Below are 24,463 nucleotides of genomic sequence, written 5' to 3'. Positions count from 1 at the left end.
CTCCTAAATGCCGAGGTACGCCGCTTTGACGCGTTCGTCGTGTGCCAGTTCGGAACCGCTGCCGGTCAACACGATCGAGCCGCTCTCGATTACGTAGGCGCGATCGGAGATCGCCAGTGCCTGCGCGGCGTTCTGTTCGACTATCAGCACCGTCACGCCGGAGTCGCGGATGCGCACGATAGCGTCGAGAACCTCCGCGGCGAGTTTCGGTGCCAGTCCGACGGACGGTTCGTCCAGCGTCAGCACCCGGGGACGGGCCATCATGGCTCGTCCGATGGCCAACATCTGTTGTTGCCCACCGGACATGGTGTCGGCGCGTTGTTCCCGGCGTTCGGCGAGGATGGGGAACAACTCGAAGACCGAATCCAACGACGAGCGTACGGTTCCGTGCTTCTGCGAGTAGGCACCCATCTCGAGGTTCTCTGCTACGGAGAGGCTACCGAACAGCGCGCGGTCCTGCGCCACGTGGACCAGGCCAGCCTTGACGATTCGGTCGGCACGCATGCCGTGAATGGGGTTTCCGTCCAACATGATTCGGCCACCTGACGTGGTGACGAGGCCGGACAACGCACGTAGCGTCGTCGTCTTACCCGCACCGTTGGCACCGATGAGCGAGACGATCTCGTTCTTGTCGACCCCCAGCGTCAGTCCGTGCAGAATCTCCAGCCTGCGGTAGCCGGCGTGGAGGTCGTCGATTTCGAGCATCATGCGGTCTTCTCCTCACCGAGGTAGGCCTCGACGACTCGTTCGTCGGCGACGACAGTGCGCGGGTCGCCCGAGGTCAACACGGCGCCCTCGTGCATGACGACCAAACGCTCGGACAACGCCATCACCGCTGCCATGATGTGCTCCACGAACATCACCGTCTGGCCTTGCTGATGCACGCTGCGCAACAGCTCGATCATGGGTGCGCGCTCGGCGGGGACGAGCCCTGCCAGTACTTCGTCGAGGAGGACGACCCGCGGCTCCATCGCGAGAGCCCGCGCGAGTTCGAGTCGCTTCAACCCCGCCGTGGACATGGTCGAGACCTTGCCGCCGACCTGATCCGACAGTTGGACCCGGTCGAGCACCTCGAGCGCGTGGCGTCGAGCATCTTTGCGTGACTTGCGCTTCGACAGTGCGGCAATGGTGACGTTTTCGAGTACCGACATCGACTCGAAGGGGCGCATCAACTGGAACGTACGCACCAGACCAGCCCGCGCGATCTTGCTCGCCGGCCATCCGGTGATATCCGTTCCGTCGAAGATCACTCGGCCTGCTGTCGGGGGCTGCTCACCCGACAGCAGGGAGAACAGGGTCGTCTTACCTGCCCCGTTGGGGCCGATGATGCCGAGGAATTCGTGCTCGGGCACGTCGAGGCTGACCTCGCGTACCGCGTGGATTCCCGAGAAGGACTTGCTCAGGTTCTCGATGCTCAACAGGCTCATCGGTTCCACCTCTCACGGATCGTCCCGAAGATTCCCTTGGGCAGGAAGATCACGATCAGAATGAGGATCACCGAATAGGCGGCGACGTCCAAACCGATTGTTCCTTGCAGGAATTCGAGGAATTGCGGCGGATTTCTGAGCAACTGGTTGATCAACTCGGACAGCGGCCCGATGACGGCTGCACCGATCACCGGGCCCCAGATGGTTCCGATTCCGCCGATGACGGCCGGCACGATAGCTTCGACGGATACGGCCGAGCCGAAGGCTTGCTCGGGTCCGACGAAGAAGTAGTACTGCGTGTAATAGACGCCGGCGACGGCGGTCAGTGCGCAGCTCGCGGCCACGGCAATGAGCCGATATTTCATGGTATCGATACCGAGCGATGCTGCGGCTGTCTCGTCGTCGCGGGTGGCCTGGACGAACTGGCCTGCGCGAGAACGCGTGTAGAAGATGGTGCCGAGAACTGCGAGAGCAAGTATCACCAACGGGATCCAGAGGTAGTTGGCGCTGCCCTTCTCGAATTGCAGCATCCACCACGAATCACGAGGCAGGATCGGCACATTGAAGCCCTCGGTCTTGTTGAAGACCTCGAGGTTCTGTACCAACAGCAGGAACATCTGAGCGAAGGCGAACGTGGCCAGCGCGAAGTACGAACCGGCAAGCCGGTAACGCAGGCACAGATAGGCGATCAGTGTGCCCACCACAGCGGCGATACACGCGGCCACGATCATCGAGATCCACGGCGACACATCGTGTTCGACGAGCAGGAACGCACCGGTGTACGCGCCGATGCCGAAGAACGCAGCGTGGCCGAAGCTGAACATGCCGCCGAAGCCGCTCATGATGTTCCAGGCCACTGCCATGATCGCGAAGATCAACGTGCGGACGGCCACGGTCTGCGCCTGCTCGCCCAGCATCAACGGCAATGCCGCGACGACGACGAATCCTATTGCCAGCGTGATCAGTTGGCGACGAAGCCACGTGTCCTTCAGTCGTGAATCGTCCTGCACCGGGGTGGGTGCGGTACCGGTCGTTGTCATCGGCGAGCTCCGTACAATCCTTCGGGCTTGAGAAACAGGACGAGGACGAACACCGCGAACACGAGGATCAGCGACCCCGTTCCGGGTAGGTAGAGCGCGCCGACCGTCTGGACGAGCCCGATGATCAGCCCGCCGACCACGGCACCGACGACGCTGCCGAGTCCGCCGAGAACGACGATGACGAACGCCAGAATCGTGAACTGCTCGCCGACCGACGGTGTGAGGCTGGTGAACGGCGTCATCAATCCGCCGGCCACAGCCACGCAGGCCGCGCCGATTCCGAAGGTGAGAGCGTAGACCCGGCCGATGTCGACGCCGACGAGCTTGGCCCCCTCCGAGTTCGACGCAACTGCCCTGATCGACAAGCCGAGCGGCGTCCGCTTCAACACGGCGGTCAACGCCACGGCGACGAGCGCAGCACCGATGAACGCCACCACACGTGGCCATGATGCGACGGCCCCGAGCACGTTCAGCGAACCGTCGATCGGTGCCTGCACCGACTGTGGACGTCCGCCGAAGATCATCAACAGCACGTTGATGATCAACAGCGACAGACCGAGAGTGACCAGCAGCGGGCCGTCGTGGCTCCCGCTGATCGTCAGCTTGGTCAGCAACGTCGCCTGCACGATCATGCCGAAGACGAACATCAGCGGAACCGCCACGAGTGTCGCGACGTAGACCGGAAGGCCTGCCGTGGACAAGGCGTAGACGATGTACATGGCCATCGTCAGCATCGCTCCCTGGGCGAAGTTGACGATGCCGAGAACACCGAAGATGAGCGTCAACCCGACCGAGATCAGTGCGTAGACGCCGCCGAGCAGCAGACCGGAGACGACCGCCTGGGTGACCAGTCCCTGGTCCTTACCACCGACGAAATAGATGACCGCCATGACGACGACGATTGCGGCCAGCACGGGAGCACCGGGGCCGAGACCCGAGAGTCCGCGCTTTCCCGCCTTGTCGACGGTTGCGGCCGTGGACGTCATCGTCCCGCCCCTACCGGGAACTCGATTGCGTCCGTTGCGAATTCTTCGGGGAAGACCTGGGCGATCGCACCGTCGCGTACCTGGGTGACGATGACGGTCGCGTTCTTGTTCTCACCGGTTTCGTCGAACTCGATCGGCCCACTGAAGGCGAGCAACGGATCCTCGATCGAGACGCCCGCAATCGCGTCCCGCAGATCCTCGGGGTCGGTCGAAGCGCCGCCTTCCAGGCCTGCCGCGATGACCTCGACTGCCTGGTAGGACAACATCGCTGCCGTTTCCATGGGTCGCCCGTACTGAGCCTCGAAGCGTGCACGGATGTCGGTGACGCGGTCGCTGGTGGCATCGAAGTGGTAATTGGCACTGAGAACGCCTGCGCCGGCAGCACCGGCATCGCTCGGGAAGGAGCTGTCGTCGAACGCGCCGTTGGCAATTCCGTACACGCCCTTGACGTTCAGGTTCAACTGCTCGACCGCGCGAGCGATCAACAAACCGTCCGGGTAGTAACCGGTGGCGACGATGACATCGGGATTGGACACGGCTGCCTCCCGAACCTGGGTGGTCGCGTCCGAGAAGTTCGTTGCCGGATAGGTGATTTCCTGCACGGAGGAGATTCCCTGATTTGCGGCTTCGGCCTCGAAGGCGTCGAAGACGCTGTCGCCGAACGAGCCTTCGATGTGCAGATACGACACTCTGTCGATGGCCTGGCCGGTCTGCTCCTCGATCGCGGCGAGCGCCTTGGCACCGTCGGTGCCCATGCTCGAGGCATTCGGCTGCATACGGAACGAATACTGGTAACCCTGTTCGAGAATCTTGTCGTCCACCGCGACGTCGATGACCAGGGGCACACGAGACCGTTCGGCGACCGACGCGACGTTCTGCGTCACGTCGCTCTGGTACGTACCGACGAGGGACACGGCACCGTCGTCGATCAAGCGTTGTGCCTCGCTCTGGCCGACTTCGGCCTTGCCCTGGCTGTCACCGGACACCAGTTCGAGTGACCGCCCGTCGAGGGCTGCGATGCCGCCTGCCGCATTGATGTCGGAAACTGCCAGCGCTGCACCGTCGTTCATCAGACCACCCACACCGGCGAGCGCACCGGTGGTGGGGTGCACCGAGCCGATCTTGATCGGCCCCGAATCGTCCGAACCCGATGAGGATCCACACGCTGCCGCACCCACGACCGCAACCGCTGTCAGCACACCTACGAGCTTCTTCATTGTTGTGTCTGCCTTCCGCACCCACCGGCGCCGAGTCGAACAAGAGGGCGGAACTCGATCGTTCCGCTGAGCGCACCATCAGATTGATGACTTTTCTCGCTGGAACCGAGTATGTCATGCATCACGCGCTCAGAACAGGACCTTTCGTCAAATTCTTGTTACGGGTATGGTTCGCCCAGCGGAACGCAGGCACATCCGAAAGGTGACACATATGGTCAGCAAGCCGGTACTGGAAACATCGACGGGCACGGAGTCGGCAGATCGCGTCGCCGATGTGCTCATTGCTTTCGCACAATCCGATCGGGCCCTGGGGGTTTCGGAGATCGCGCGCAGACTCGAACTGAGCAAAGCTGTCGTTCACCGAATCCTGCAATCGCTGGCGTCACGCTCGATCGTGCAGCCGGTCGTGGGAGAGTCGACATACGCCCTCGGTCCTGCGGCTATCGGCCTCGGAACCAAGGCGTGGAGCCAGCTGGACGTCAGGTCCGTCGCTGCCCCGGTCCTGCGTTCCCTGCGCGCTCAAACCCGTGAGACCGCAACTCTGTCGGTCCTCGTCGGACATCGACGCGTGTACCTCGACCAGTACGAGAGCCCGCAAGAGGTGAAGATGGTGGTCGAGATCGGGCCCCAGTACGCCTTGCACTCAGGAGCATCGAGCCGCGCGATATTGGCCTTCCTGCCCGAACGCTTTGCGGTGGAAGCCTTCCAAGAGCTGCGGGCACACTCCCCCGATGCCGACGAAAGTCGCTTCCACGCAGGACTTCAGGACATCCGAACCAATGGGTACGCTACCTCCACGAACGAGCGGAACACCGGAGCTGCCTCCATTGCGGCACCGTTCTTCGACGGGGCCGCACATGTACTCGGCTCTGTCAGTTCGTCCGGTCCGGCCTTCCGCTACTCGTCCTCTGCTGACGACGAACACATGATTCATGCCCGCCAGGTGGTCGCCGCCGCGACATCGATCACCCAGATCCTGGAAGCTCGTACAAGCCGATGACACTGTCCTCCGCCCGGTCGTTTCTCTACGTTCCTGCGGTCAAGCCCGAGCTGTTCGACAAGGCAGTACGAGGCGCGGCCGACGCCGTCATCATCGACCTCGAAGACGCAGTTCCGTTGCCGTACAAGGAACGAGCGCGCCACGACGTCGCGCAGTGGCTCGACATCACAGAGCCGACAGCCACCGAAGTGTGGGTTCGCGTCACCCCTGAATTCCTCGACGAGGATCTCGACGCGGTAGGCAGGGTGGGGATCACCGGCATCATGGTTGCAAAATGTTCGGTGGATTCGCTCACCCATGCCGACCGAATTCTCTCCGAGAGAGGGCTCCCCGATGTCGAATTGATCGGTCTCGTCGAAACCGCCCACGCACTGCGTGCCTTGCCGGAGATGGCCCGCTGCAACCGAATTCGCACGTTCGGGATAGGCGAGGTCGACCTCTTGGCAGACCTGCGCATCACCCGCTCCGAGAACACGGCGACGGTGATCGACGGAATCCGCACGAGCATCGTGATCGACTGCGCTGCAGCTGGTATCGCAGCCCCGATCGCGCCCACCTCGACGGACTTCCGAGACCTCGCCGGCTTCGAGACCACTACCGCACGGTTTGTCGAGATGGGCTTTCGAGCCCGAACAGCACTGCACCCCAGCCAGGTGCCCATCATCAACTCCGCACTCACACCCACCGACGAAGATGTGCACGCCGCTCGGAGGTTGCTCGAGCTGTACGAGGCAGCGCACGGAGGACCGACAGTCGACGACTCCGGCCGATTCGTCGACGAAGCCGTGGTTCGTGGAGCTCGGGAAGTCCTGGCTCGCGCGTAATCGATCGAAACTACTGCACCGCCCAGCCGAGAACTGGGCGGTGCAGCGCCTCTACTGGTTCTTCGATACCGTCAGGGGCGCAAGCAGTTCGGTGATGTTCGACAAGTCGCCGAGTGCATGGCAACGACCGGCCAACGCACCGAGCTCGGTCTCGCTCAGGAACTGTTGCGCGTTGCTGGTGAACTTGGCCGACACCTCCTCGAACGACAGTGGTCTTTCCGGACCACCGCGAGTCGTCAGGACTTCTTCGACGAGTACGGAACCGTCGATCATCGTGGCCGTCAGGACCGCCGGAAACTGATGGGGGAAAATGGCGTCGCACCGCGAATCCGGCACCACCGAGATCTTTGCCATCAACTCCCGCCGCTGCGGATCGTTGGCCAACTCGTCGGAGTAGTCCTCGAGAGCGGCACCGAGTCCCCCACCGCCCAGCAGTCCGACGACCACGGCGTACGGGCCGCTGAACTGAGCCATATAACCGGTTGCAGGAGTGCGCTTGACCTCGATCGGTTCACCGATCGTGCGCAGGTTTGCGGCCGGGACGCCCAGCTCCAATGTGCCGATGTCCTCCAACACGATTCCGCGCTTGCGGAGCGCAGCCCCTGCGTCGATGGCGGCATGGGTGAAGTGGTTGGCCGGATACGGCTTGAAGAATATGCCCGGAACCGCCCACTCGGTACCGAGGCCGGCGACTATTTCGTTTGCCCGGCCCGGTTCGTGCAACCAGGCTTGGAAGAACCCGAACCGGCCTTCGAGGACCGTCGGCGGGCCGGTGATCCCGTGCCTGGACAGTCCCGCGGCCGACAGTGCGGAATGCGCGGCCCACCCGCAGTGCATGCGCTTGACGGTTCCGCCGGTGCGGTTGGCCTCGATGATGCCCGATGCCATCGACGCCGCAATGCCCATGGTGTCGACGATCCCGGTCTCGGAGGCACCCCCGATGACGGCAGCCGCTACGGCACCACCCATCGCGCCGCAAATGGAGGTTGCGTGTTGGCCGTGCTCGAAGAACACCGAGTTCTTGGCGTCCGGGTCAAAACCTGCCATGCCGAGCCGAACGCAGACCTCGAGGCCGATTGCGATGCCGCGCACCAGGGCGCGGCCGTCGGCACCGTGTTCCTGGGCGGCAGCCAAGGCAGCGGGAACCACGCTGGCGCTCGGATGCAGGATAGAGGGCAGATGTGTGTCGTCGAAGTCCAAGGAGTGCGCGAGCACCCCGTTGACGAATGCGGCGAGCATGGGCGGTAGCGCGACGTCGACTCCGATGGCTGTCGCCGTCGCAGTGCCACCCTGTTCGCACGCCCATGCGATGGCGGCGCGGCTGGTATCGAGGTCCGTGGCCGCGACCGCGATTCCGAGGGTATCGAGAACGCGCATACCGACCGAGGCCACCACATCTTCCGGCAGATCCTCGTATCGCGTGTTCACAGCGAACCGCGCCACCTGCTGCGCGAGGGTGAGTTCACTCATGCGGACGTCACCGCCAGAGGGCGAACCGGCGAGCCGGTTGCACCGAAGATGTTCAGCGGCACCAGCAGGAACGTGAACTCGAAGATCTCCTGACGCGACAATTCTTCGAGGTCCAACGCTTCGATGATGTAGATTCCGCTCTCCACCAACAGCACTCGGTGTGCGGGCAGGAGAGCGTGACCTCCGCCGGGGGCGAGTCGTTCGAACGCGATGGTGTCGGCACCAGCCGCGTGCACCTGCAGGGCAGCGAGCCACTGAGCCCCGGCTTCGCTGACCCCCGGCACGCCGGAAGGGCCTCCGACGTAGGGCAGGCCTTCGTCGAAGAGCTGACCCCAGCCGCTGCGAATCAGCACTACGTCGCCGGTACCGATCTCGACCGACTGTGCAGCGCAGGCAGATTCGAGATCGTCGACCGTGATCTCGTAACCTCCGTCGCAGCGACCGACACCGAGAAGCCTGGGGATGTCCAGCAGTACACCGCGCCGGATCATCGGTGCGATGGTGTGCACGCCGTGCTCCACGTACTTTCCACCGAGGCAGGACTGGCCCGCGTCGGCACCGCCGTGCAGTTTCCCGTTGTGACTCACGTGCGCAAGCGCGTCGATGTGGGTTCCGACGTGGGTACCCGTCGTGATCATGTCGTTGGCTGCACTACCGCCGTCCGACCGTGTCATGTCCCCGTGTCTGCGCGGCAGCGTGTGCCAGAACTGCGGGTGATTGGGCGACTGCGGCATTCCCACTCGCAATTGTCTCCCGAGATCCACCGTGTGCACGCCCTGCTGGACGGCATCGAGGAGTTGATCGGACATTGATTGTCTCCTTCTACTCGCTGAGCGCGCCGATCACGTCAGCAATGCATTCGTTTCGCCAAGCGGAACATTGTGGAGCGACCCAGTTCACGGCTAAGCGATGTAGTCAGAGTAACAGTCCAGGCAATATCAGTTGTGTCATTGACGATCAGAGCCATCTGCTTCTAACCTTCACCGATGGACGGTTCATTGTCGTTTCGCTCAACGGAACACGTCGCCTCCGTCGCGCGGCTCGCCCAAGCAGTCGACATACTTCGCGGCCGGCCCCTGCCGGACAACCTCGTCGAGCGCGCACGGCTCGTTCTGTTGGACCTGCTGGGCGTGACACTCGCCGGGGCGCGCACCACAGAGATGACACGATTACGCGCCCACTGGAACGCCGAGCCCGGCTCGACGCACCCGCTCGGCGGACCCCACGGCACCACGGTCGAATCGGCTGCCGAACTCGACGCTATTGCCTCGTGCTGCCTCGAACTCGACGAAGGCAACAAGTACGCCGCTGGACACCCCGCCGCGCACGTGGTGCCTGCAGCGATTGCAGCAGCGCGACGTGCACCCCAGCTGATCTCCGGTCCCACCTTCCTCACCGCCGTTGTCGCCGGATACGAAGTGGCGGCCAGGTTCGGCTATGCGCTGACGCGGAACAGTGCATGGCACACCCACGGGCATTGGGGTGCGACCGGTGCGGCGACTGCGGCCGCCGTCGTTCACGGATGCGACCGCGATGCCATTGCTGCAGCGATCGATTCGTCCGCGGCGTTGGTACAGGTCGCGCCGTGGGCTGTGGTGCTCGACGGTAACTTTGCACGCAACCTCTGGATCGGCGGTGCGGCGCGGGCCGGTACGAACGCCGCACGACTGGCCAGTGCGGGTGTGGTGGGCAACACCGGTGCGATCGAGCATTCACTGGGCTCGATCATCGGCACGCTGGATCTGGCGAAGCTCACCGAGAATCTCGGTGAGCGATGGCTGACTCTCGAAGGTTATTCCAAGCAGCATGCGAGTTGCTCCTACACACATGCCGCCATCGACACCGTGCAGAGTCTGCGCAGCCATGCCGACTGGTCAGCCGACGACATCGCAAGGGTCGTCGTGCGTACACATTCACTGGCGGAGCCGCTGTTCCAACGCAATCCGAGCACTCGCCTCGGCGCGATGTTCTCGCTACCGTTCGTCGTCGCTGCTGCGTTCTTGTCCGACGCGATCGACGTCGACGCGCTCGATCCGGATGGTCCCACTTTCTCTCGCGCGCAACAATTCAGCGCCCGGGTCGATATCTCCTCGGCCGGCGAGTTCGATGAGCTTCTACCCGAGCGCCGGGCTGCCGAGGTGACGATCGAATTCCGAGATGGAACTGCCATGTCTGCCTCGACCCCGAATCCCGTCGGAGATGTCGACCACTTCCCGATGAATTACGGCGGGATCAGAGCCAAAATTGCCCGCCTGGTGGGAGAAGGGGATGCAGCAGAGCTCGAAGGCATCGTCGAATCCATCTGCACGACGGATGACGTTGCTGAGGAACTGCGCAGGCTGCCTACGACCTAGTTTCTCCCGATACGAACCTCGTCCACGAATTCGTCTGCTGCCCAAGCCAATCGAGACCTGACCCGTTCCGGCAAGGTGACCGTCAATTGGACGAGGTACTGATCGACGATGTGGTGGACCACGACATACCTAGTCCGAGCGAACAACGTCCGACCGTCCCACTCGTATCGACCCGCAACCGAAACGGACGGTAGACCGCAGAACGGGTCACGGTCGTAGCTGACGTCGATCCATTCCGGAAGTGCCCGGGAGTCGCCGAACCCACAAGCCAGCAGGGTCTGCGGATCGAGTGACCGCGTCAACTTTCCGGTCAAGACTGCCGCGTTGGGAACGAACCCGTCGACCGCATCTGCCGGAGAACACAGCACCGCGGTGGCGTGCGGAAACAGATGCGCAGGAACGAGATCCCACCCCGGCAGCGCAGGGAGCTCCAGACCGAACCTTGCGCATTCGTCGAGATGTACGGGCACGAGCTCGACACCCTGCTGTTGCAGAACGCTCTGCATCGATTGTTCCCGAGTTGTCACTGGACGTCCCGTCGACCCGACATCGACGCCGCTCGGTCTGCTTCGATGCGATCGAGGAATCGAGGCGGGCGCAGTAGCTCTCGCGCGTCGTCATGGGCAAGCTGCGCACGGCCCCAGGGATTGTCCCGACACCACTGCAGTACGGACAGCAGCGCGTTGGGCTCTACCTTCTTCTCGCACGCCATCAGGACCAGCACCTGATCCGTTCCACCGGCAGGGTCGCGATACACGACTCGGATGGTGGGGTACCAATGTGAATACGACACCGCAGGATTCGGATGCGTCTGCGGCTGCAGCTCGACGATCCCGTCCCACGGGACAACCGTGATTGCAGTGGTGGCCTTCCATCCGCGGCGCCGATAGATCTCCTCCACGAGGCCATCGGGATGCAGTGAAATTCGGGTCCGGTTGACGACGAGCACACTCAGTGCGAAAAACAGCAGACATATCGGAGCGCCGAAGTGCGACATGACTACGACGCTCAGGTCGTGACGCGTTGTACTTACCCGTGCGTCTCCTCCCCAGTGGATGTAGGACAGGCCGGACACCAACGCGAATGCGAGTATTCCGCTGCGATACAACACAGTCCCCCGCCCTGGCACTGCCACGCCTCGGCCGACTCCGGCGACAGTCACCGGTCGCACGAACAGCGACAGCCGCGCAGAACCGATGCCGGACAACACCACGGCCGCTGTGAGCGGTATCAGCACCGCGAGCACCAGCGGCGACACGAGGAGAACGGTCTCCCCGGAAAGCGTCCCGAACAGGAGAACCGGAGCCACGATCGTCGCGGCAAGGACTGCAGACGAAACCCCGAGAGCTACCAGCCAACCCAGGTGAACACTGCGCCACGTCCGCACCCACAATGGATACTTCTGCGCTACCAGGCTCTTACGCAGCACGTCCTCGGTCTGGGGCGTGCGATCGTCTCTGATCTCGCTCATTTTCCTGCCGCCTCGAACAACTTCTCCACGCCGTAGCTGACGACTTGGCCCAGTGCGATCCCGGCAGCAGCGCCGGCCACCGTGCCGGGCCCCGGAAAAATGGAACCCGCCATGCCACCCACGGCTCCGAACGCCCAGGTCGTAATTGCTCCCGCGACTATCGGGGTTGCCTCGACGATCACGGCCTCAGCCGGGTTCACTCCCTCGTCGATTTTTCCCGCAATTCCGGGAATCGCACCGGCAACGACTCCGAAGACCCCGAGCCCGCGTCCGATGTTCTTGGCAACGTCGTCGACGGATTCGACACCGGGCAATTCCAGCGCCCGCCTTGTCACGGCGGCCATGCCTCCGACGACCGACGCCGCAATGGTCGACGGCCAGTCCGGCATCCAGGAGAACGACCCGTCCGGGTTCTCGACGAACTGTCCAGTGGGATTGTCGAGGGCGAGCGCCGTCAGCACCTCGGTGGGCTCGGCCAGCTGCTGCGCAGCGTCGAGAGCGACACTCTCGGCCTGGCGCAGAGCACTCTGGATGTCCTCGGTCAATTGATTTGCTGCAGAACGCAGTTCGTCGGCTCGACGCGTCTTCTCGTCACCCAGGCTGTCGGGAATCAGCGCGATCATCCCTTCGGGATTCACCACACCGTCGGCCCGTACCGCGAACCCGCTCGTCGTAGCCGCGGACACCTGAGCCTGCACGTGCGCTTGGGCGGCCTCGACGATGTCGGCCGCACCTTCGAATGCGGCTCCGAGCGAGTCGATTTCACTGCAGACGGAGCTCATCCGGGAGCATTCGGCCACCACGCGATCGGCTGCGGCGCGTGCCGCCTCGCCGGTCCACGTCTCGGCCAGTGTGTCCTGCTCTTCCAAGACCCCGGTTCGTTGGCCGTTGACGCGTTCGACTATCTCGGCCAGTTCGATCATCGTCTTGCGCATCGACTGCGGCTCCCAGCCGGCGACGTGCGGCACGGTCGGGGTCATTTCGGCTGGTCCATCGCAGCGAGGCGGCGGGCAAGGTCGTCGTCGGTGATCTCGTAGTTCTGCGCGACACCACGGGCGATGTCCGCAACGCATTCGGCTCGGCCTGCCAGAGCGGCAACAGCTCCCGCAGCCGCTGCGGACGCTGCCGCACACGCTGCGCGAAAGTCGGTACCCTGCAGCGCATTCTCGGATGCTCGGAACGGGGCGAGGGTGTCCAACTCGGCGATCACCTCCCCCGTTCCCGACAGCACATTCGAGAACTGCCGCAGGATCACTGGATCCACATTCACTGTCATGACGCTCCCCCGAGTCGCACCGTATCGACGCCCGGTGAATCGGCGTCATCGGGTTTGACGCAGCGAGCCCGTTATCGGTTCCGTGCCGAACCTAGGACCGCGACAGTTCCAGTCGCTCACGAAGCGGTGGTGGCACCAGCAGGTCGGGTGAGTCGTAGCCGGTCATGCGAATCCGGTTGACCGGGCCGTCGGTGCACCACTTCATCAATGCCAGAACGGCATTCGGCTCGGCTGCGAGCAAATGGATGCGAATCGCCATCCGGTCCGGTTGATCCAGCCGGTCGCGGGGACGCTCGATATCGAGCCCAGTCGCTCGGACGTACAGTACGGGCTCGGTGAACCCACTCCCCCGCTTCTCTGACGTTCGGTACGTCGAGGCCTCGTAGTGCTCCACATCGTCCCAGCGCACGAGGATGTCGTGAGTGCGCGGAAAGAAGAACATGCACGACCGTCTGCGTCTGACAAATCCGTCCGCGAACAAGCGCAGTTCGACGCTGCTGCGGAAGCCGAGCGTCGCCACCAGTACAACGATGGCAATTCCAGCAATCGGCATACCGGCCGCGCCGAACGCGTCACTCTTCGACAGGGCGACCCCCATTCCTGACACCAAAATGGACGCGACCGTGATCGACCAGAGCTTGGCGGTCCGAGGCGGAATGCAGACGCCGCTACCGAGCGCGTGGTCCTCGACGCGCCGAACGAATCGGACGGGGATTCCCCATCGAATCACGTTGTCGTTGATGCCGATCCAAACGCAAGCCATGAGGGCAAGTAGAGCGATCGATCCGATCGTGTGCCCATTGTCGCTTCCTTGCACCTCGAGCCGTCCGCGATAGATCGCAATGGCTACCACCGCGACAATCGCGATGACGGCCTGCCACAGGCGGCCCAACGTGTTCGGCCAGTACGGGACCCAGATAGGTCGTTCTGCGTCGGTGTACTTCGTCTCACTCATGCGTCCCCCACAGTCGGTATCAGGTATTGGACGCACCGGTGGTGCGATCGGTTCCCTGCTGCTCGGTTCGATGAGACGGGGATCCAACGCGTACCGTTGGCGCGGCTAACGACTTAGGAGGGCGATCGCAATGAACGGCCGTCGATTATCGTTCGCTGCCGCGGCCGGACTCGCGGCCGCGATGGGCGTCGGGCGATTCGTGTTCACGCCGCTGCTACCGATCATGGTCGACGCGGCGGAGGTGACCCCGAGCAGCGGTGCCGTCATCGCAACCGCGAACTATGCCGGCTACCTCGTCGGCGCGATCGTGTTGTCGGTGCGCCCGTCGATCAATACGACGACGTCGTTCAGGCTGTGGACGCTCGTGCTCATCGCAAGCGAATTGGCGATGGCTGCAGTGCATTCCACCGCAACGTTTTCGGCGCTGCGGTTCCTGGCCGGCCTGGCGAGTGCCGCGGTGTTCATCGCCTGCGCGAGCACCGTCACCAAGCACAGAGCCGACGGTGCGTCACCAGGAATCGCGTTCGGCGGCGTCGGTGCAGGTATTGCAGCGTCGGGCATTCTGACGTTGCTCGCCGGACCACATCTGTCGTGGGAGGCGCTGTGGTTGTGCTCGGCGATACTGACTGCGGTGCTCGTCGCCCCGGCGTGGACGCTTCGGGTACACCCCGAGCCTGCAGGGCGGTCCGAGGCGGGCGAGGTGAACGCTGGAACCCGCGCGGTGTGGCGGACATTGCTCGTCGCGTACTTCCTCGAGGGCCTCGGGTACATCATCGTCGGCACATTCCTCGTTGCGGCGGTCGGTAGCCACAGCAGCACGTCGGTGGGTCCGGTGGTGTGGATCGTCGTCGGATTCGCCGCGGTACCGGCGACAGTGCTGTGGCAAGGGGTGGCACGCCGAACCAGCCTGCGCAAAGCTCTGGTAGCAGCGTTCGCATTGCAGACCGTGGCCGCAGTGCTTCCCGCACTGACCGGGAACACCCTTGCCGCCGTATGTTCAGCGTTGTTGTTCGGGGGAACGTTCATGGGCATCACGATGCTGACGATGAGCACAGCGCACACACTTCCCATCGGCCGTACCGCGGCGACACTGACTGCCGTCTACGGCGTCGGACAAGTGGTGGGGCCATTGGTGGTTGCGCCCGCAATCGGCGATTCGTACGCGATCGCCTTCGCCATCGCGACCGGAGTGCTGGTGCTCGGAACCGTGGCTTCTGTGCGGATACTGCGGATGTCGGCGTAAGGCCACCCCCACATTCGGTTGGGTGCTGACGGGAAAAAGCCCACGTGACGAAGATCGCGTCCGCTGTGACCAGGGCCTTCGCTCTTGACGGTTCACGCGTACCTACCCAGGATGTTTCGTACACCCTCGGCACCGGGAAGGCGTCGAGAATGCGCACAGGGCACATCGACCCCGAGGCGCGCCACTACATCCGAGGAGAAAAACTATGTCCACCACAGTGGCCGATCAACTCGTTCGCGGACTCGTCGACGCCGGAGTTCGGCGCATCTACGGAATCGTCGGCGACAGTCTCAACCCGGTGGTCGACGCGGTGCGTCGGACCGGAGGGTCGGCCAAGGGCGGCATCGACTGGATCCATGTTCGCCACGAGGAAGCCGCGGCGTTCGCGGCATCGGCGGACGCGCAGACCACCGGCACCCTCGCCGTCTGCGCCGGCTCCTGCGGCCCGGGTAACCTGCATCTGATCAACGGGCTGTTCGACGCACACCGTTCCGGCGCACCGGTTCTCGCGATCGCATCCCACATTCCCAGCAGCGAGATCGGGTCGGGGTACTTCCAGGAGACGCATCCCGATCGCCTGTTCGTCGAATGCTCGCTGTACAACGAGTTCGTCTCCACTGCCGAGCAAGCACCGCGCGTATTCCGCGCTGCGATCAACGCAGCGATCACCGGCGGCGGAGTATCGGTGGTGACGCTCCCCGGTGACATCGCCGAGCTGTCCGCTGCCGGCGCAATGGATCCCATCGCCATTCCGTCGACTCCCGTCGTCACTCCGCCCGCCGCCGACATCCAACAGCTGGCCGACGCCATCAACAATGCCGAGAAGGTCGCGATCTTCGCCGGCTACGGCGTCAAGGGTGCCCACGACGAGGTCGTGGCATTCGCCGACACCATCGGCGCTCCCGTCGGACATTCGTTGCGCGGCAAGGAGTTCATTCAGTACGACAACCCGTACGACGTCGGCATGACCGGCCTGCTCGGCTACGGAGCTGCGCACGCCGGTATCCATGACGCGGATCTGTTGATCCTGCTCGGCACCGACTTTCCGTACCAACAGTTTCTTCCCGAGGATGTCGCGACCGCGCAGATCGACATCGATCCGACCAAGTTGGGTCGCCGTACCTCGGTGAAGTACCCCATCCACGGAGACGTGCGTGCAACTCTGAACGCGTTGGCTCCGTCGGTCACTCGCAAGACCGATCGCCGCTACGCAGAGAAGTGGTTGGACAAGCACAACGATCTGATGGGCAAGACAGTCGGCGCGTACACCCGCAATGCCGAGAAGCTCGTGCCGATCCATCCCGAGTTCGCCGCGTCCGTGCTCGACGATCTGGCCGACGACGATGCCGTGTTCACCACCGATACCGGTATGTGCAACGTGTGGACCGCCCGATACATCAACCCCACCGGCAGAAGAGCTTTCGTCGCATCGATGCTGCACGGCTCGATGGCCAACGCGCTACCGCACGCCATCGGGGCGCAGTTCGCGCACCCGGGCCGTCAGGTCGTCTCCATCTCGGGTGACGGTGGATTCTCGATGATGCTCTCCGAACTCCTCACCGTGGCGATGTACAAGTTGCCGGTGAAGATCGTCATGTTCGACAACTCGACCCTGGGCATGGTCAAGGCCGAGATGCTCGTCGACGGACTCCCCGACTTCGGTGTAGACGTGCCACAGGTCGACTACACCGGAATCGCCAAGGCTGCGGGCATTCACGCGCAGCGCGTCGACCAGCCGGGTGATATTCGCGGCGCACTCGAAACCGCGTTCGCCACGGACGGGCCCGCCCTGGTGCAACTGATCACCGATCCGCTGGCACTGTCGGTGCCGCCGACCCTCACCGGCGAGCAGCTCAAGGGCTTCGCGCTCGCGATGAGCAAGGTGGTTCTCAACGGCGGTGTAGGAGAAGCAGTTCGGATGGCGAAGTCGAACCTGCGCAACGTTCCGCGTCCCTGATCGAGACCCAGCACCGGTGGTACGGCATGTACCACCGGTGCTGTCGTCTACCGGATCTCGTCCCACAGCTCCCGCTGCGCCGCACGAGGATCCTGCACCGAAGCCGACTCCTCGTCGAACGTCATCACTGTTCGCTCCGACCCGTACGGGGCCCAGCCCGGATCGCCTGCCGTGACGAAGTCCACCCAGGCGCGGTGAGTCCGGTCGGCGAGTTTCTGCGGAGGGTTCGGCCCGAGGAGCAACCCACCGGTGCCCTCGGCGAGGTTGTCGAAGACGAACGGGATCTCGATTGCATGGCAGGCACCCAGCTTGCCCTCGTACGACGGTGACGGCCAAGCGAATTCGTACATATACGTCGCGGAACCCGAACGAGCCTCGGCGATACGGATGACAGGAATTCGGAAGAACCAGTCGGTCATCGCGGCCATCATGACCTCACCTGCGGTGGCGTCGGGTGTGTCGGCGCGGTAGAGCTCGAGCACCCGGTCCGCGTCGGCGCCCATGCCCGCCATGGCCATTCGCAGCAGATTCTCGTCGATGTGCCGGAACACCCCGCTGGGTACGAAGAACAGCGCATGTTCGTCGGAGTTGGATCCGACCATGATCTCGACGTCTGCGGTGGAGCCGGCGGCGATCGCATCGATCGGCCGGGCCGGCACCACGTCCCCGTCGATGTGCGGCTCGTACGCCATGACATTGAGGACCAGCTCGCCCCACAGACGCGGATCGGGTTGCTTGGCAATACGATTCGACAGCGCGGTCTGCGCGGCCGTCAAGTCCACCACCGGCACCGAACCGAAACCGTCGACGGTGGGTTCCACACCGAGGTCCGACGCCAACGCCGCGGTGACCTTCTTCGCGGTCTCCTCCGTCAGCACATGGTGCCCGCCGCCGCTCTGCAGGATGGCGCGGCGGAACAGCCCCTTCGCGCGAGGCATCGACAGCAGCGTGCCCACACTCATCGCGCCCGCCGACTCCCCCGCAACCGTCACCTGGGCGGGGTCGCCGCCGAACGCCGCAATGTTGGCGGCCACCCATTCGAGCGCCGCAACCTGATCCAGCAGACCGCGGTTGGCGGGCGCTCCGTCGATCGCCAGGAATCCGTCGACGCCCAATCGGTAGTTGATGGTGACGCACACGATTCCGTCGCGGGCGAAGGCGGTGCCGTCGTACGTGGGTACCGCGCCGCTGCCGTTGGTGAACGACCCACCGTGAATCCATACCAGTACCGGCAACCCCGCAGCCTCGACGTCGGGCGTCCAGACATTCAAGTTCAGGCAATCGTCTCCGTCGATCGCCACCTCGGACAGAATCTGGTCGATCGGGCTGGGAAATCCGGGCTTGGGAGCCGTCGGGCCGAATTCGGTGGCCTGCCGGACGCCCTCCCACGACTCGGGTTGCTGTGGTGCCTGGAAGCGGTGTGCACCGAAGGGCGGTGCCGCGTACGGGATTCCCTTGAAGGCGCTCACCCCCGCAACTGTGCGACCACTGAGTTTCCCTTGCGCGACCTCTACGACCGGGTTCATCGGTTCCTTTCGGTTTCGAACGTGAGAACTCCATAGTGCACTCCCGGCCCACGTCGTCGACCCCGGTTGCGGTTATTCTCGACGGACCGCCCAAACCGGACATCGCGATCCGGAACTCGACCGTTTCGGAAGGCTCCACGATGGCCATCGACTACACCCGCAAGCCCTCTCAGCCCGCCCAGCCCGCCGCGTCGGTGAATCTGAGCAAGGTGACGCTGTCCAAGGCGTCGCCCACCATCAGTTTGACCAAGTCCGGTGAGAAGCAGGGGTCGATGCGGGTGAATCTCAACTGGTCGAGCGGCGCACCTGCCGCGCAACCGAAGAAGAAAGGCTTTCTGGCGAAGCTGGCCGCCGCGTCGTACGGCACCGGAGGGGTGGACCTCGACCTCGGCTGCCTCTACGAGCTGCGCGACGGTTCCAAGGGCGTCGTTCAGGCACTGGGAAACAGCTTCGGTTCGTTGCAGCAGCCGCCGTTCATCGCGCTCGACGGCGACGACCGCTCGGGTTCGGTCAGCGGCGGGGAGAACATGCACATCAATCTCGCCGACCCCGACAAGTTCACGCGCATTCTGATCTTCGCGATGATCTACGACGGCGCGCCCAACTGGGCTGCGGTCGACGGCGTGGTGACCCTGTACCCCACCAGCGGTCCACAGGTGGAGGTTCGCCTGGACTCGGCCGAGAACTCGGCACGGATCTGCTCGATCGCGTTGCTGCAGAACACGTCCGCCGGGATCACCGTGACGCGCGAGGTGGAGTACATCCAGGGCAGCCAAGCCGATCTCGACAAGAAGTACGGCTGGGGAATGAAGTGGGCTGCCGGCCGAAAGTGAACTAGGACGCTGGTTTCGGTTGCGGCGGAACCATTTCCAGTCGCACACCGATCAAGCGAACCTCTCGGCTGTGGTCGAGCCGATCCACCAGGGCCACCGCGGCCGACGTGAGAGTCGCTGCATCGAAGGTTGGCGGGCCCGCGATCGGGGCGCTGACGGTATGCGTCTCGAACGGGGCATACCGGATCTTCAATGCCGCGCGGACCGCAGGCCGATTCTCGCTTTCGATGTCTGCGAGCACCTTCGACGTCAAATTCGCGACCTCGTCCCTGATCACGGTCCAGTCGGCGACGTTGGTCTGGAACGTGACTTCCCGACTATGAGATCGCGCGACCCACGGTTCGGACGTCACCGGAGACAGCTCGATCCCCCGCCCCTTCGTACCGAGCCACGGCCCGATCTTCGGCCCGAACGCCGCGGCGAGGTCTGCGTGGTCCGCATCGGCCAATTCACGGACGGTGGTGATACCGAGTGCAGCAAGCCGGGTGGAGATCTTCTTGCCGATTCCCCACAGCGCATCGGTGCCGCGCTCTCCCATCACCTCGTACCAATTGTCCTGGGTGAGTTGGTAGATACCCTGAGGCTTGTCGAAGTCGGTGGCGATCTTCGCTCGAAGCTTGTTGTCCCCGATCCCGACCGAGCAATGCAGCCCGGTCGCATCGAACACCGCGTCGTGCACGGTCCTGGCGAATGTCCTCGGATCGTCGGTCTCGACGCCCAGAAAGGCCTCGTCCCAGCCGATCACCTCCACCACCACCCCGAGGGAACGCAGCGTGTCCATCACCGTCGCCGACGCCTCGTCGTATGCCGGCTTGTCGACGGGAAGAAAGACGGCGTCGGGAATCTTCTTCGCTGCGATCCGCAGCGGCATTCCGGATCCGACGCCCTTCGCCCGCGCCTCGTAGGACGCCGTCGACACCACCCCACGCTCGGTCGGATCTCCCCTGCCGCCGACCACGACGGCTTTGCCCACGAGGTCGGGGTTCCTCAGCACCTCGACCGCTGCGATGAATTGGTCGAGATCGACGTGCAGTACCCAGCGCCGCCGAGTGGCATCGGTCGACGCATGCTCGGTCGTGGTGGTCCCGGTCATGGTCACCAGTGTGCCCGTGGTGTCTCATGGCGCAATGACGAAATCGATATCTCGGACCATCGGCCGGATCGTGCTGGGAGCATTTCTCGTCTTCGCCGGTCTGAGCCATCTGTTCTGGGCACGCAGTACCTTCGCGGCCCAGGTACCGACATGGATGCCCGTCGACACCGACTTCGTCGTCCTGGCTTCGGGCGTCGTCGAGATCGTTCTCGGTCTTGCGCTCCTGTTCTGGACTGCTCGCTCAGCGCTCGTGGGATGGGTGGTGGCCGCCTTCTTCGTCGCCGTCTTCCCGGGAAACATCTCTCAATTCGTCACGCACACCGACGCGTTCGGTCTCGACTCCGATGCCGCACGCGGCATCCGACTGCTGTTCCAACCTCTTCTGATCGTGTGGGCGCTGTGGTGCACCGGTGCCTGGGCACAGTGGCGCGCCTCGAATGAGGGTCGCAGCCAGCGTCACTGAGCGGAGCTGTGCCCGGCGGGAACGATGCCGTGGTGTAACAGCGCCACGTCGGGATGTGCGCGCGTCCGGGATTTCCAGGCATTCGCCCCGTAGGTGTCGTAGATGGGGTTGGCGGGATCGTCCTCGACGCCACGTGAGTGCTGTGCCAATTCCGGTGGCAGCGTGATGATCGGTACGATGGCATCGAGTGCGGGACTGAGGAAGTACGGCACCGATACCCGGTCGCTACCCGGCCCGGGGGCGATCACCCGATGCCGCGTCGCGCGGAGGTAGCCGCCCGTCGCCACTTCCAACAGCTCACCGATGTTGACGATGAATGCGCCCTCCAGCGGCGGCACATCGACCCAGGTATCCGCGGTCGTCTCCACCTGCAAACCGGCCGAGTCGGGTTCGACCAGGAGCAGCGTCAACACCCCAGAATCCTTGTGCGCACCCACACCCTGTGAGTGATCCGGCGTCCCCGGGTAGCGCACGACTTTCATCAACGTTGCCGGCGCGGTGCCGAACGCGTCGTCGAACACGTGCTCGTCCGCGCCGAGAGAGGCCGCCCAATGTCGGAGCAGCGCGAGTCCGATCTGCGACACCGACTGCTCCCACTGCTCGAACGTCTCGCGGAAGCCCTCGGGTTCGGACGGCCACAGGTTCGGTCCTTGCAGATTCCAGTAGCCCTGCGCATGCTCGATCGCCGGCCGCTCGGGACCGATGTCGATCTGCTCGCGCCAATCGACCCGACCGTTGGTCAGCTCGCCGCCCACTCGCGAATAGCCGCGAAAGTGTGGGCTCTTCAGTTGACTGATCTCGTCCTTGACGGCGTCGGGCACCGCGAAGAACGCCCGCGCCGAACGCAACACGTCGGCCATCCGGTCGGTGCCGATGCCGTGTCCGACAAGGTAGAAGAACCCCGAGTCGTGGGCTGCCTCGCGCAGAGCCCGTCGGAAGGTCTGTGGGTCGTGTTCGGACGACTCGAGATCGAGAACAGGGAGCATGACCCGATTGTCCTCCGCACCTGACGCGTCGGCCAGCACTGTTGAGATTCGATGAATCCCCGTGCCCGGATGCCAGACTGGACGCCATGAGCCCGGAAGCACTCGACATCACCGTCGTCGGTCACGGCGAGGTGACCTACCCACCCGAACAATGCACGTTGTCCCTGACGGTGCGTACCGACGGCCGCAGCGCCGAGTCCGCGTCGGAGCCGGCGGGGCAACTCGTACGTGAGCTCACTCGCCTCATCGAACCCCTCTACAACAGTGAACACGGGCCGATCGATCGATGGACCATCGATCAGGTTCGGCGTTCCCGTCACCGCCCGTTCAATCAGGACGGCGAACAACTTCCGTACGTCTACCAGGCCGAAGCGTCCGTCGAAGTGAAGTTCAGCCAACTCGACCTGGTGGATGCCTTCGTGTACGCGGCATCCGCTCTCGACGGGGTCTCGATCGACCACTTCGATTGGGACCTCACCGAACCGAGCAGGAAAGCCCACACCCATGAGGTCCGCGAACGTGCAGTGCAGGACGCTGTGTTGAAGGCAGAGGCCTACGCGTCGAGCCTGGGAAGGGTGAATGTGACGGCCGTGGCCGTTGCCGATCCCGGACTGCTGACGGGGTCTGCCGAACGCGGCGTCACCGAGCCGTCCCACCGCATGCTTGCCGCACAATCCGGGCCCGCCGCGTTCGCCCTGAAGCCCGAGAACATCACAATCTCCGCCAGCGTGCACGCCAGATTCACCGCCTCCTGACGTGGCGCGCCTACCCTCGAATACATGAACCGCGACGATGCCCGACGCCTCTGGCCCCGGCCACCGCTGTTGCCTCGTCCGATTCTGATGGACCAGCGGTGGGAACGACTCGTCTTCCTGCATTGGCGAGTACCGAGTTCGGTCGTCGCGCCGCTGTTACCGGACGGGTGCGTACCGGACGAGTTCGACGGTTCGTCGTGGGTCGGTCTCATCGGGTTCCACATGGTCGGCGCCGGTCTCGGATATCGGCACCCGGTGCCGTACTTCGGGACCTTCGGCGAGATCAATGTGCGGCTGTACTCGATCGACGCAGAAGGTCGACGCGGTGTCGTCTTTCGCTCCCTCGAGGCGACCCGACTCGCAGTCGTCGTGGGCACCAATGCCGCACGTATCCCCTACCGGTGGGCATCGATCGATATCGACGACGACCAGCGAACAATTTCCTACCGAAGCCGACGGCTGGCACCGCCGAAACGCGGTGCGACGACGGACTTCGGCATCGTCCGGGGCACACGCGACATGTCCGACGACCCACTGGCGGTCTTCCTCACCGCGCGGTGGGGACTGCACACCGCGCTGGGCGGACGCCTGCTGTACGTGCCGAACGTGCATCGACATTGGGCCCTGGTCGACGCGGAACTGACCCACTGCTCGGATCAATTGGTTGCCGCTGCAGGTCTTCCGGGGGTCAGTACTCGAACACCCGACTCGGTGCTGTACTCGGACGGGGTCGCAACTCAGTTCGGCAAGCCCTACGTGGTGCGTGGTCGGTAGAAGATGACGTGCCCCGACGACAACTCGACGACCCAGTCCCCGCCCGCGTCGGAACTGGCAGTAACGCTCTCCCGAAGCACCAAGTAACCCGCGTCGAGCGGAAGATCGAAATTCAGGCAAGTTCCGTCGGAGAATTCTACGGAGGCATCGTCGCCGGTAGATATACGAACGACGGTCGCACCGATCGAGGGCAGACCCTCCCGAGTGGATACTTCGTCGCTTCGGTGCGGCGGTGCCGGCCACGATTCGACGGTGCCCTCGGCACCACACAGCACGGTCGACCCGTCGGCCGCACAGAATTCCCACGACTCGACCTCCGGTCGTGGATGGGCCACAACTCGCGTCCGTCCGTCGAAAGTCAGACGGAGAACACCGGACTCGTCGAACTCGGCATCATCGCAGACTAGACCGAGCAACACGGCGAACGCCCTGAGTCCCTCGAATTGATTGTCTTCGTCGACCACAAGATCATCTACGACGACTTCACTGAACGCGACAGTGGCACCGCCGTCGAATTCGATGGTCAGGTCGAAATCGAGCAGAACCTTGTGGACGCGCTGGCCGTCGACGGGAAGTTTCATCGAACACGACTGTGCCACACGAATCCAGCGCGGTACACAGTGCGCACGCGTCCTTTCGATCGTGCTGTGTGGGTAGTGGTTTCGAATGCAAAATGCCCCTGACCACGGGTGGTCAGGGGCATTTTGGGATGTTGTGTTCGGCGGTGTCCTACTCTCCCACACCCTGTCGAGTGCAGTACCATCGGCGCTGGAGGGCTTAGCTTCCGGGTTCGGAATGGGACCGGGCGTTTCC

Annotated in this window: 25 protein-coding genes and 1 rRNA gene; 9 read left to right on the top strand and 17 right to left on the bottom strand. The window is 63.9% G+C overall.

The features are described 5' to 3' along the window. Positions 1-3 precede the first annotated feature (3 nt). From CH281_RS11680 to CH281_RS11660, 5 genes are read right to left on the bottom strand one after another with little or no spacing between them, the layout of a single operon-like run. Positions 4-708, bottom strand: a complete 705-nt coding sequence (locus tag CH281_RS11680) for an ABC transporter ATP-binding protein (RefSeq protein ID WP_032369048.1) — start codon at positions 706-708, stop codon at positions 4-6. Then, positions 705-1,427, bottom strand: a complete 723-nt coding sequence (locus CH281_RS11675; RefSeq protein WP_027497863.1) for an ABC transporter ATP-binding protein — start codon at positions 1,425-1,427, stop codon at positions 705-707. Before CH281_RS11675 ends, CH281_RS11680 begins: the two co-directional genes overlap by 4 nt. Continuing rightward, entirely contained in the window at positions 1,424-2,467 is a 1,044-nt protein-coding gene (locus tag CH281_RS11670) for a branched-chain amino acid ABC transporter permease (protein ID WP_094623270.1), read from the bottom strand. The genes CH281_RS11675 and CH281_RS11670 overlap by 4 nt, the downstream gene beginning before the upstream one ends. Continuing rightward, positions 2,464-3,453, bottom strand: a complete 990-nt coding sequence (locus tag CH281_RS11665; protein ID WP_256983475.1) for a branched-chain amino acid ABC transporter permease — start codon at positions 3,451-3,453, stop codon at positions 2,464-2,466. Before CH281_RS11665 ends, CH281_RS11670 begins: the two co-directional genes overlap by 4 nt. Continuing rightward, the gene (locus CH281_RS11660) at positions 3,450-4,670 is read right to left on the bottom strand and encodes an ABC transporter substrate-binding protein (RefSeq protein ID WP_032369049.1); all 1,221 of its coding nucleotides are present in this window, start codon (positions 4,668-4,670) and stop codon (positions 3,450-3,452) included. Before CH281_RS11660 ends, CH281_RS11665 begins: the two co-directional genes overlap by 4 nt. 211 nt (positions 4,671-4,881) lie before the next feature. On the opposite strand from CH281_RS11660, the gene CH281_RS11655 reads away from it, so the two are divergent. Further along, complete coding sequence (locus CH281_RS11655; protein ID WP_032384779.1) at positions 4,882-5,670, top strand: IclR family transcriptional regulator; 789 nt, start codon at positions 4,882-4,884, stop codon at positions 5,668-5,670. After that, complete coding sequence (locus CH281_RS11650; protein WP_057474763.1) at positions 5,667-6,494, top strand: HpcH/HpaI aldolase/citrate lyase family protein; 828 nt, start codon at positions 5,667-5,669, stop codon at positions 6,492-6,494. Before CH281_RS11655 ends, CH281_RS11650 begins: the two co-directional genes overlap by 4 nt. Before the next feature lie 51 nt (positions 6,495-6,545). On the opposite strand, the gene CH281_RS11645 is transcribed toward CH281_RS11650, so the two are convergent. Both CH281_RS11645 and CH281_RS11640 read right to left on the bottom strand, forming a co-directional pair. Beyond that, positions 6,546-7,964: an MmgE/PrpD family protein gene (locus CH281_RS11645; RefSeq protein WP_057474762.1), complete on the bottom strand. Its 1,419-nt coding sequence runs from the start codon at positions 7,962-7,964 to the stop codon at positions 6,546-6,548. Next, entirely contained in the window at positions 7,961-8,773 is an 813-nt protein-coding gene (locus tag CH281_RS11640; RefSeq protein WP_027497869.1) for a cyclase family protein, read from the bottom strand. Before CH281_RS11640 ends, CH281_RS11645 begins: the two co-directional genes overlap by 4 nt. A 177-nt stretch (positions 8,774-8,950) precedes the next feature. On the opposite strand from CH281_RS11640, the gene CH281_RS11635 reads away from it, so the two are divergent. Continuing rightward, positions 8,951-10,318, top strand: a complete 1,368-nt coding sequence (locus CH281_RS11635; protein WP_094694195.1) for an MmgE/PrpD family protein — start codon at positions 8,951-8,953, stop codon at positions 10,316-10,318. Here CH281_RS11635 and CH281_RS11630 read toward each other — a convergent pair. The 5 genes from CH281_RS11630 to CH281_RS11610 all read right to left on the bottom strand — a co-directional run bounded on the left by CH281_RS11630 (position 10,315) and on the right by CH281_RS11610 (position 14,020). Then, a complete protein-coding gene (locus tag CH281_RS11630; RefSeq protein WP_094694193.1) occupies positions 10,315-10,824 on the bottom strand; it encodes an LpqN/LpqT family lipoprotein in 510 nt (169 codons plus the stop codon). The two genes, CH281_RS11635 and CH281_RS11630, sit on opposite strands and share 4 nt — an antisense overlap. Positions 10,825-10,841: 17 nt before the next feature. Next, positions 10,842-11,789: a hypothetical protein gene (locus tag CH281_RS11625; RefSeq protein ID WP_032369054.1), complete on the bottom strand. Its 948-nt coding sequence runs from the start codon at positions 11,787-11,789 to the stop codon at positions 10,842-10,844. After that, entirely contained in the window at positions 11,786-12,769 is a 984-nt protein-coding gene (locus CH281_RS11620) for a hypothetical protein (protein ID WP_094694190.1), read from the bottom strand. The genes CH281_RS11625 and CH281_RS11620 overlap by 4 nt, the downstream gene beginning before the upstream one ends. Continuing rightward, entirely contained in the window at positions 12,766-13,065 is a 300-nt protein-coding gene (locus CH281_RS11615) for a type VII secretion target (protein WP_032388477.1), read from the bottom strand. The genes CH281_RS11620 and CH281_RS11615 overlap by 4 nt, the downstream gene beginning before the upstream one ends. A 91-nt stretch (positions 13,066-13,156) precedes the next feature. Further along, positions 13,157-14,020 (bottom strand): hypothetical protein, encoded by an 864-nt coding sequence (locus tag CH281_RS11610; RefSeq protein WP_032369057.1) that lies wholly within the window; start codon positions 14,018-14,020, stop codon positions 13,157-13,159. Between the two features lie 130 nt (positions 14,021-14,150). On the opposite strand from CH281_RS11610, the gene CH281_RS11605 reads away from it, so the two are divergent. Both CH281_RS11605 and CH281_RS11600 read left to right on the top strand, forming a co-directional pair. Continuing rightward, positions 14,151-15,263, top strand: coding sequence for a YbfB/YjiJ family MFS transporter (locus tag CH281_RS11605; protein WP_032369058.1), 1,113 nt, complete (start codon positions 14,151-14,153; stop codon positions 15,261-15,263). 205 nt (positions 15,264-15,468) lie between these two features. Next, complete coding sequence (locus tag CH281_RS11600; RefSeq protein ID WP_094694188.1) at positions 15,469-17,220, top strand: pyruvate dehydrogenase; 1,752 nt, start codon at positions 15,469-15,471, stop codon at positions 17,218-17,220. Positions 17,221-17,267: 47 nt separating this feature from the next. On the opposite strand, the gene CH281_RS11595 is transcribed toward CH281_RS11600, so the two are convergent. Further along, the gene (locus CH281_RS11595; protein ID WP_032384771.1) at positions 17,268-18,746 is read right to left on the bottom strand and encodes a carboxylesterase/lipase family protein; all 1,479 of its coding nucleotides are present in this window, start codon (positions 18,744-18,746) and stop codon (positions 17,268-17,270) included. 140 nt (positions 18,747-18,886) lie between these two features. Here CH281_RS11595 and CH281_RS11590 point away from each other — a divergent pair, with 140 nt between their 5' ends. Further along, a complete protein-coding gene (locus CH281_RS11590; RefSeq protein WP_032369113.1) occupies positions 18,887-19,579 on the top strand; it encodes a TerD family protein in 693 nt (230 codons plus the stop codon). A 1-nt stretch (position 19,580) separates the two neighbouring features. Here the strand turns inward: CH281_RS11590 and CH281_RS11585 are convergent, their stop codons facing one another. Continuing rightward, complete coding sequence (locus tag CH281_RS11585; RefSeq protein ID WP_094694414.1) at positions 19,581-20,672, bottom strand: DNA polymerase IV; 1,092 nt, start codon at positions 20,670-20,672, stop codon at positions 19,581-19,583. A 34-nt stretch (positions 20,673-20,706) separates the two neighbouring features. Between CH281_RS11585 and CH281_RS11580 the strand changes: the two genes are divergently transcribed. Then, a complete protein-coding gene (locus tag CH281_RS11580; RefSeq protein ID WP_228139261.1) occupies positions 20,707-21,135 on the top strand; it encodes a DoxX family protein in 429 nt (142 codons plus the stop codon). On the opposite strand, the gene CH281_RS11575 is transcribed toward CH281_RS11580, so the two are convergent. Next, positions 21,129-22,121 carry an isopenicillin N synthase family dioxygenase gene (locus tag CH281_RS11575; protein ID WP_094694412.1) on the bottom strand — a complete coding sequence of 331 codons (993 nt, stop codon included), beginning with the start codon at positions 22,119-22,121 and terminating at the stop codon, positions 21,129-21,131. The genes CH281_RS11580 and CH281_RS11575 overlap by 7 nt on opposite strands. Positions 22,122-22,207: 86 nt before the next feature. On the opposite strand from CH281_RS11575, the gene CH281_RS11570 reads away from it, so the two are divergent. Both CH281_RS11570 and CH281_RS11565 read left to right on the top strand, forming a co-directional pair. Beyond that, the gene (locus tag CH281_RS11570) at positions 22,208-22,876 is read left to right on the top strand and encodes an SIMPL domain-containing protein (protein ID WP_094694186.1); all 669 of its coding nucleotides are present in this window, start codon (positions 22,208-22,210) and stop codon (positions 22,874-22,876) included. A 24-nt stretch (positions 22,877-22,900) separates the two neighbouring features. Beyond that, the gene (locus CH281_RS11565) at positions 22,901-23,650 is read left to right on the top strand and encodes a YqjF family protein (RefSeq protein WP_240935337.1); all 750 of its coding nucleotides are present in this window, start codon (positions 22,901-22,903) and stop codon (positions 23,648-23,650) included. Here the strand turns inward: CH281_RS11565 and CH281_RS11560 are convergent. Together CH281_RS11560 and rrf are read right to left on the bottom strand one after the other, a co-directional pair. Next, positions 23,629-24,231: a DUF6188 family protein gene (locus tag CH281_RS11560; RefSeq protein WP_052053736.1), complete on the bottom strand. Its 603-nt coding sequence runs from the start codon at positions 24,229-24,231 to the stop codon at positions 23,629-23,631. The genes CH281_RS11565 and CH281_RS11560 overlap by 22 nt on opposite strands. A 135-nt stretch (positions 24,232-24,366) precedes the next feature. Continuing rightward, positions 24,367-24,463 (bottom strand): 5S ribosomal RNA (gene rrf, locus CH281_RS11555); the annotation flags it as partial.

The organism is Rhodococcus sp. 06-221-2, assembly GCF_002258365.1.
In the GTDB taxonomy this organism is placed as follows: domain Bacteria; phylum Actinomycetota; class Actinomycetes; order Mycobacteriales; family Mycobacteriaceae; genus Rhodococcoides; species Rhodococcoides fascians.
The sequence above is the reverse complement of the archived record's forward strand: the minus strand, read 5'-3'. Positions and strand labels throughout refer to the sequence as shown.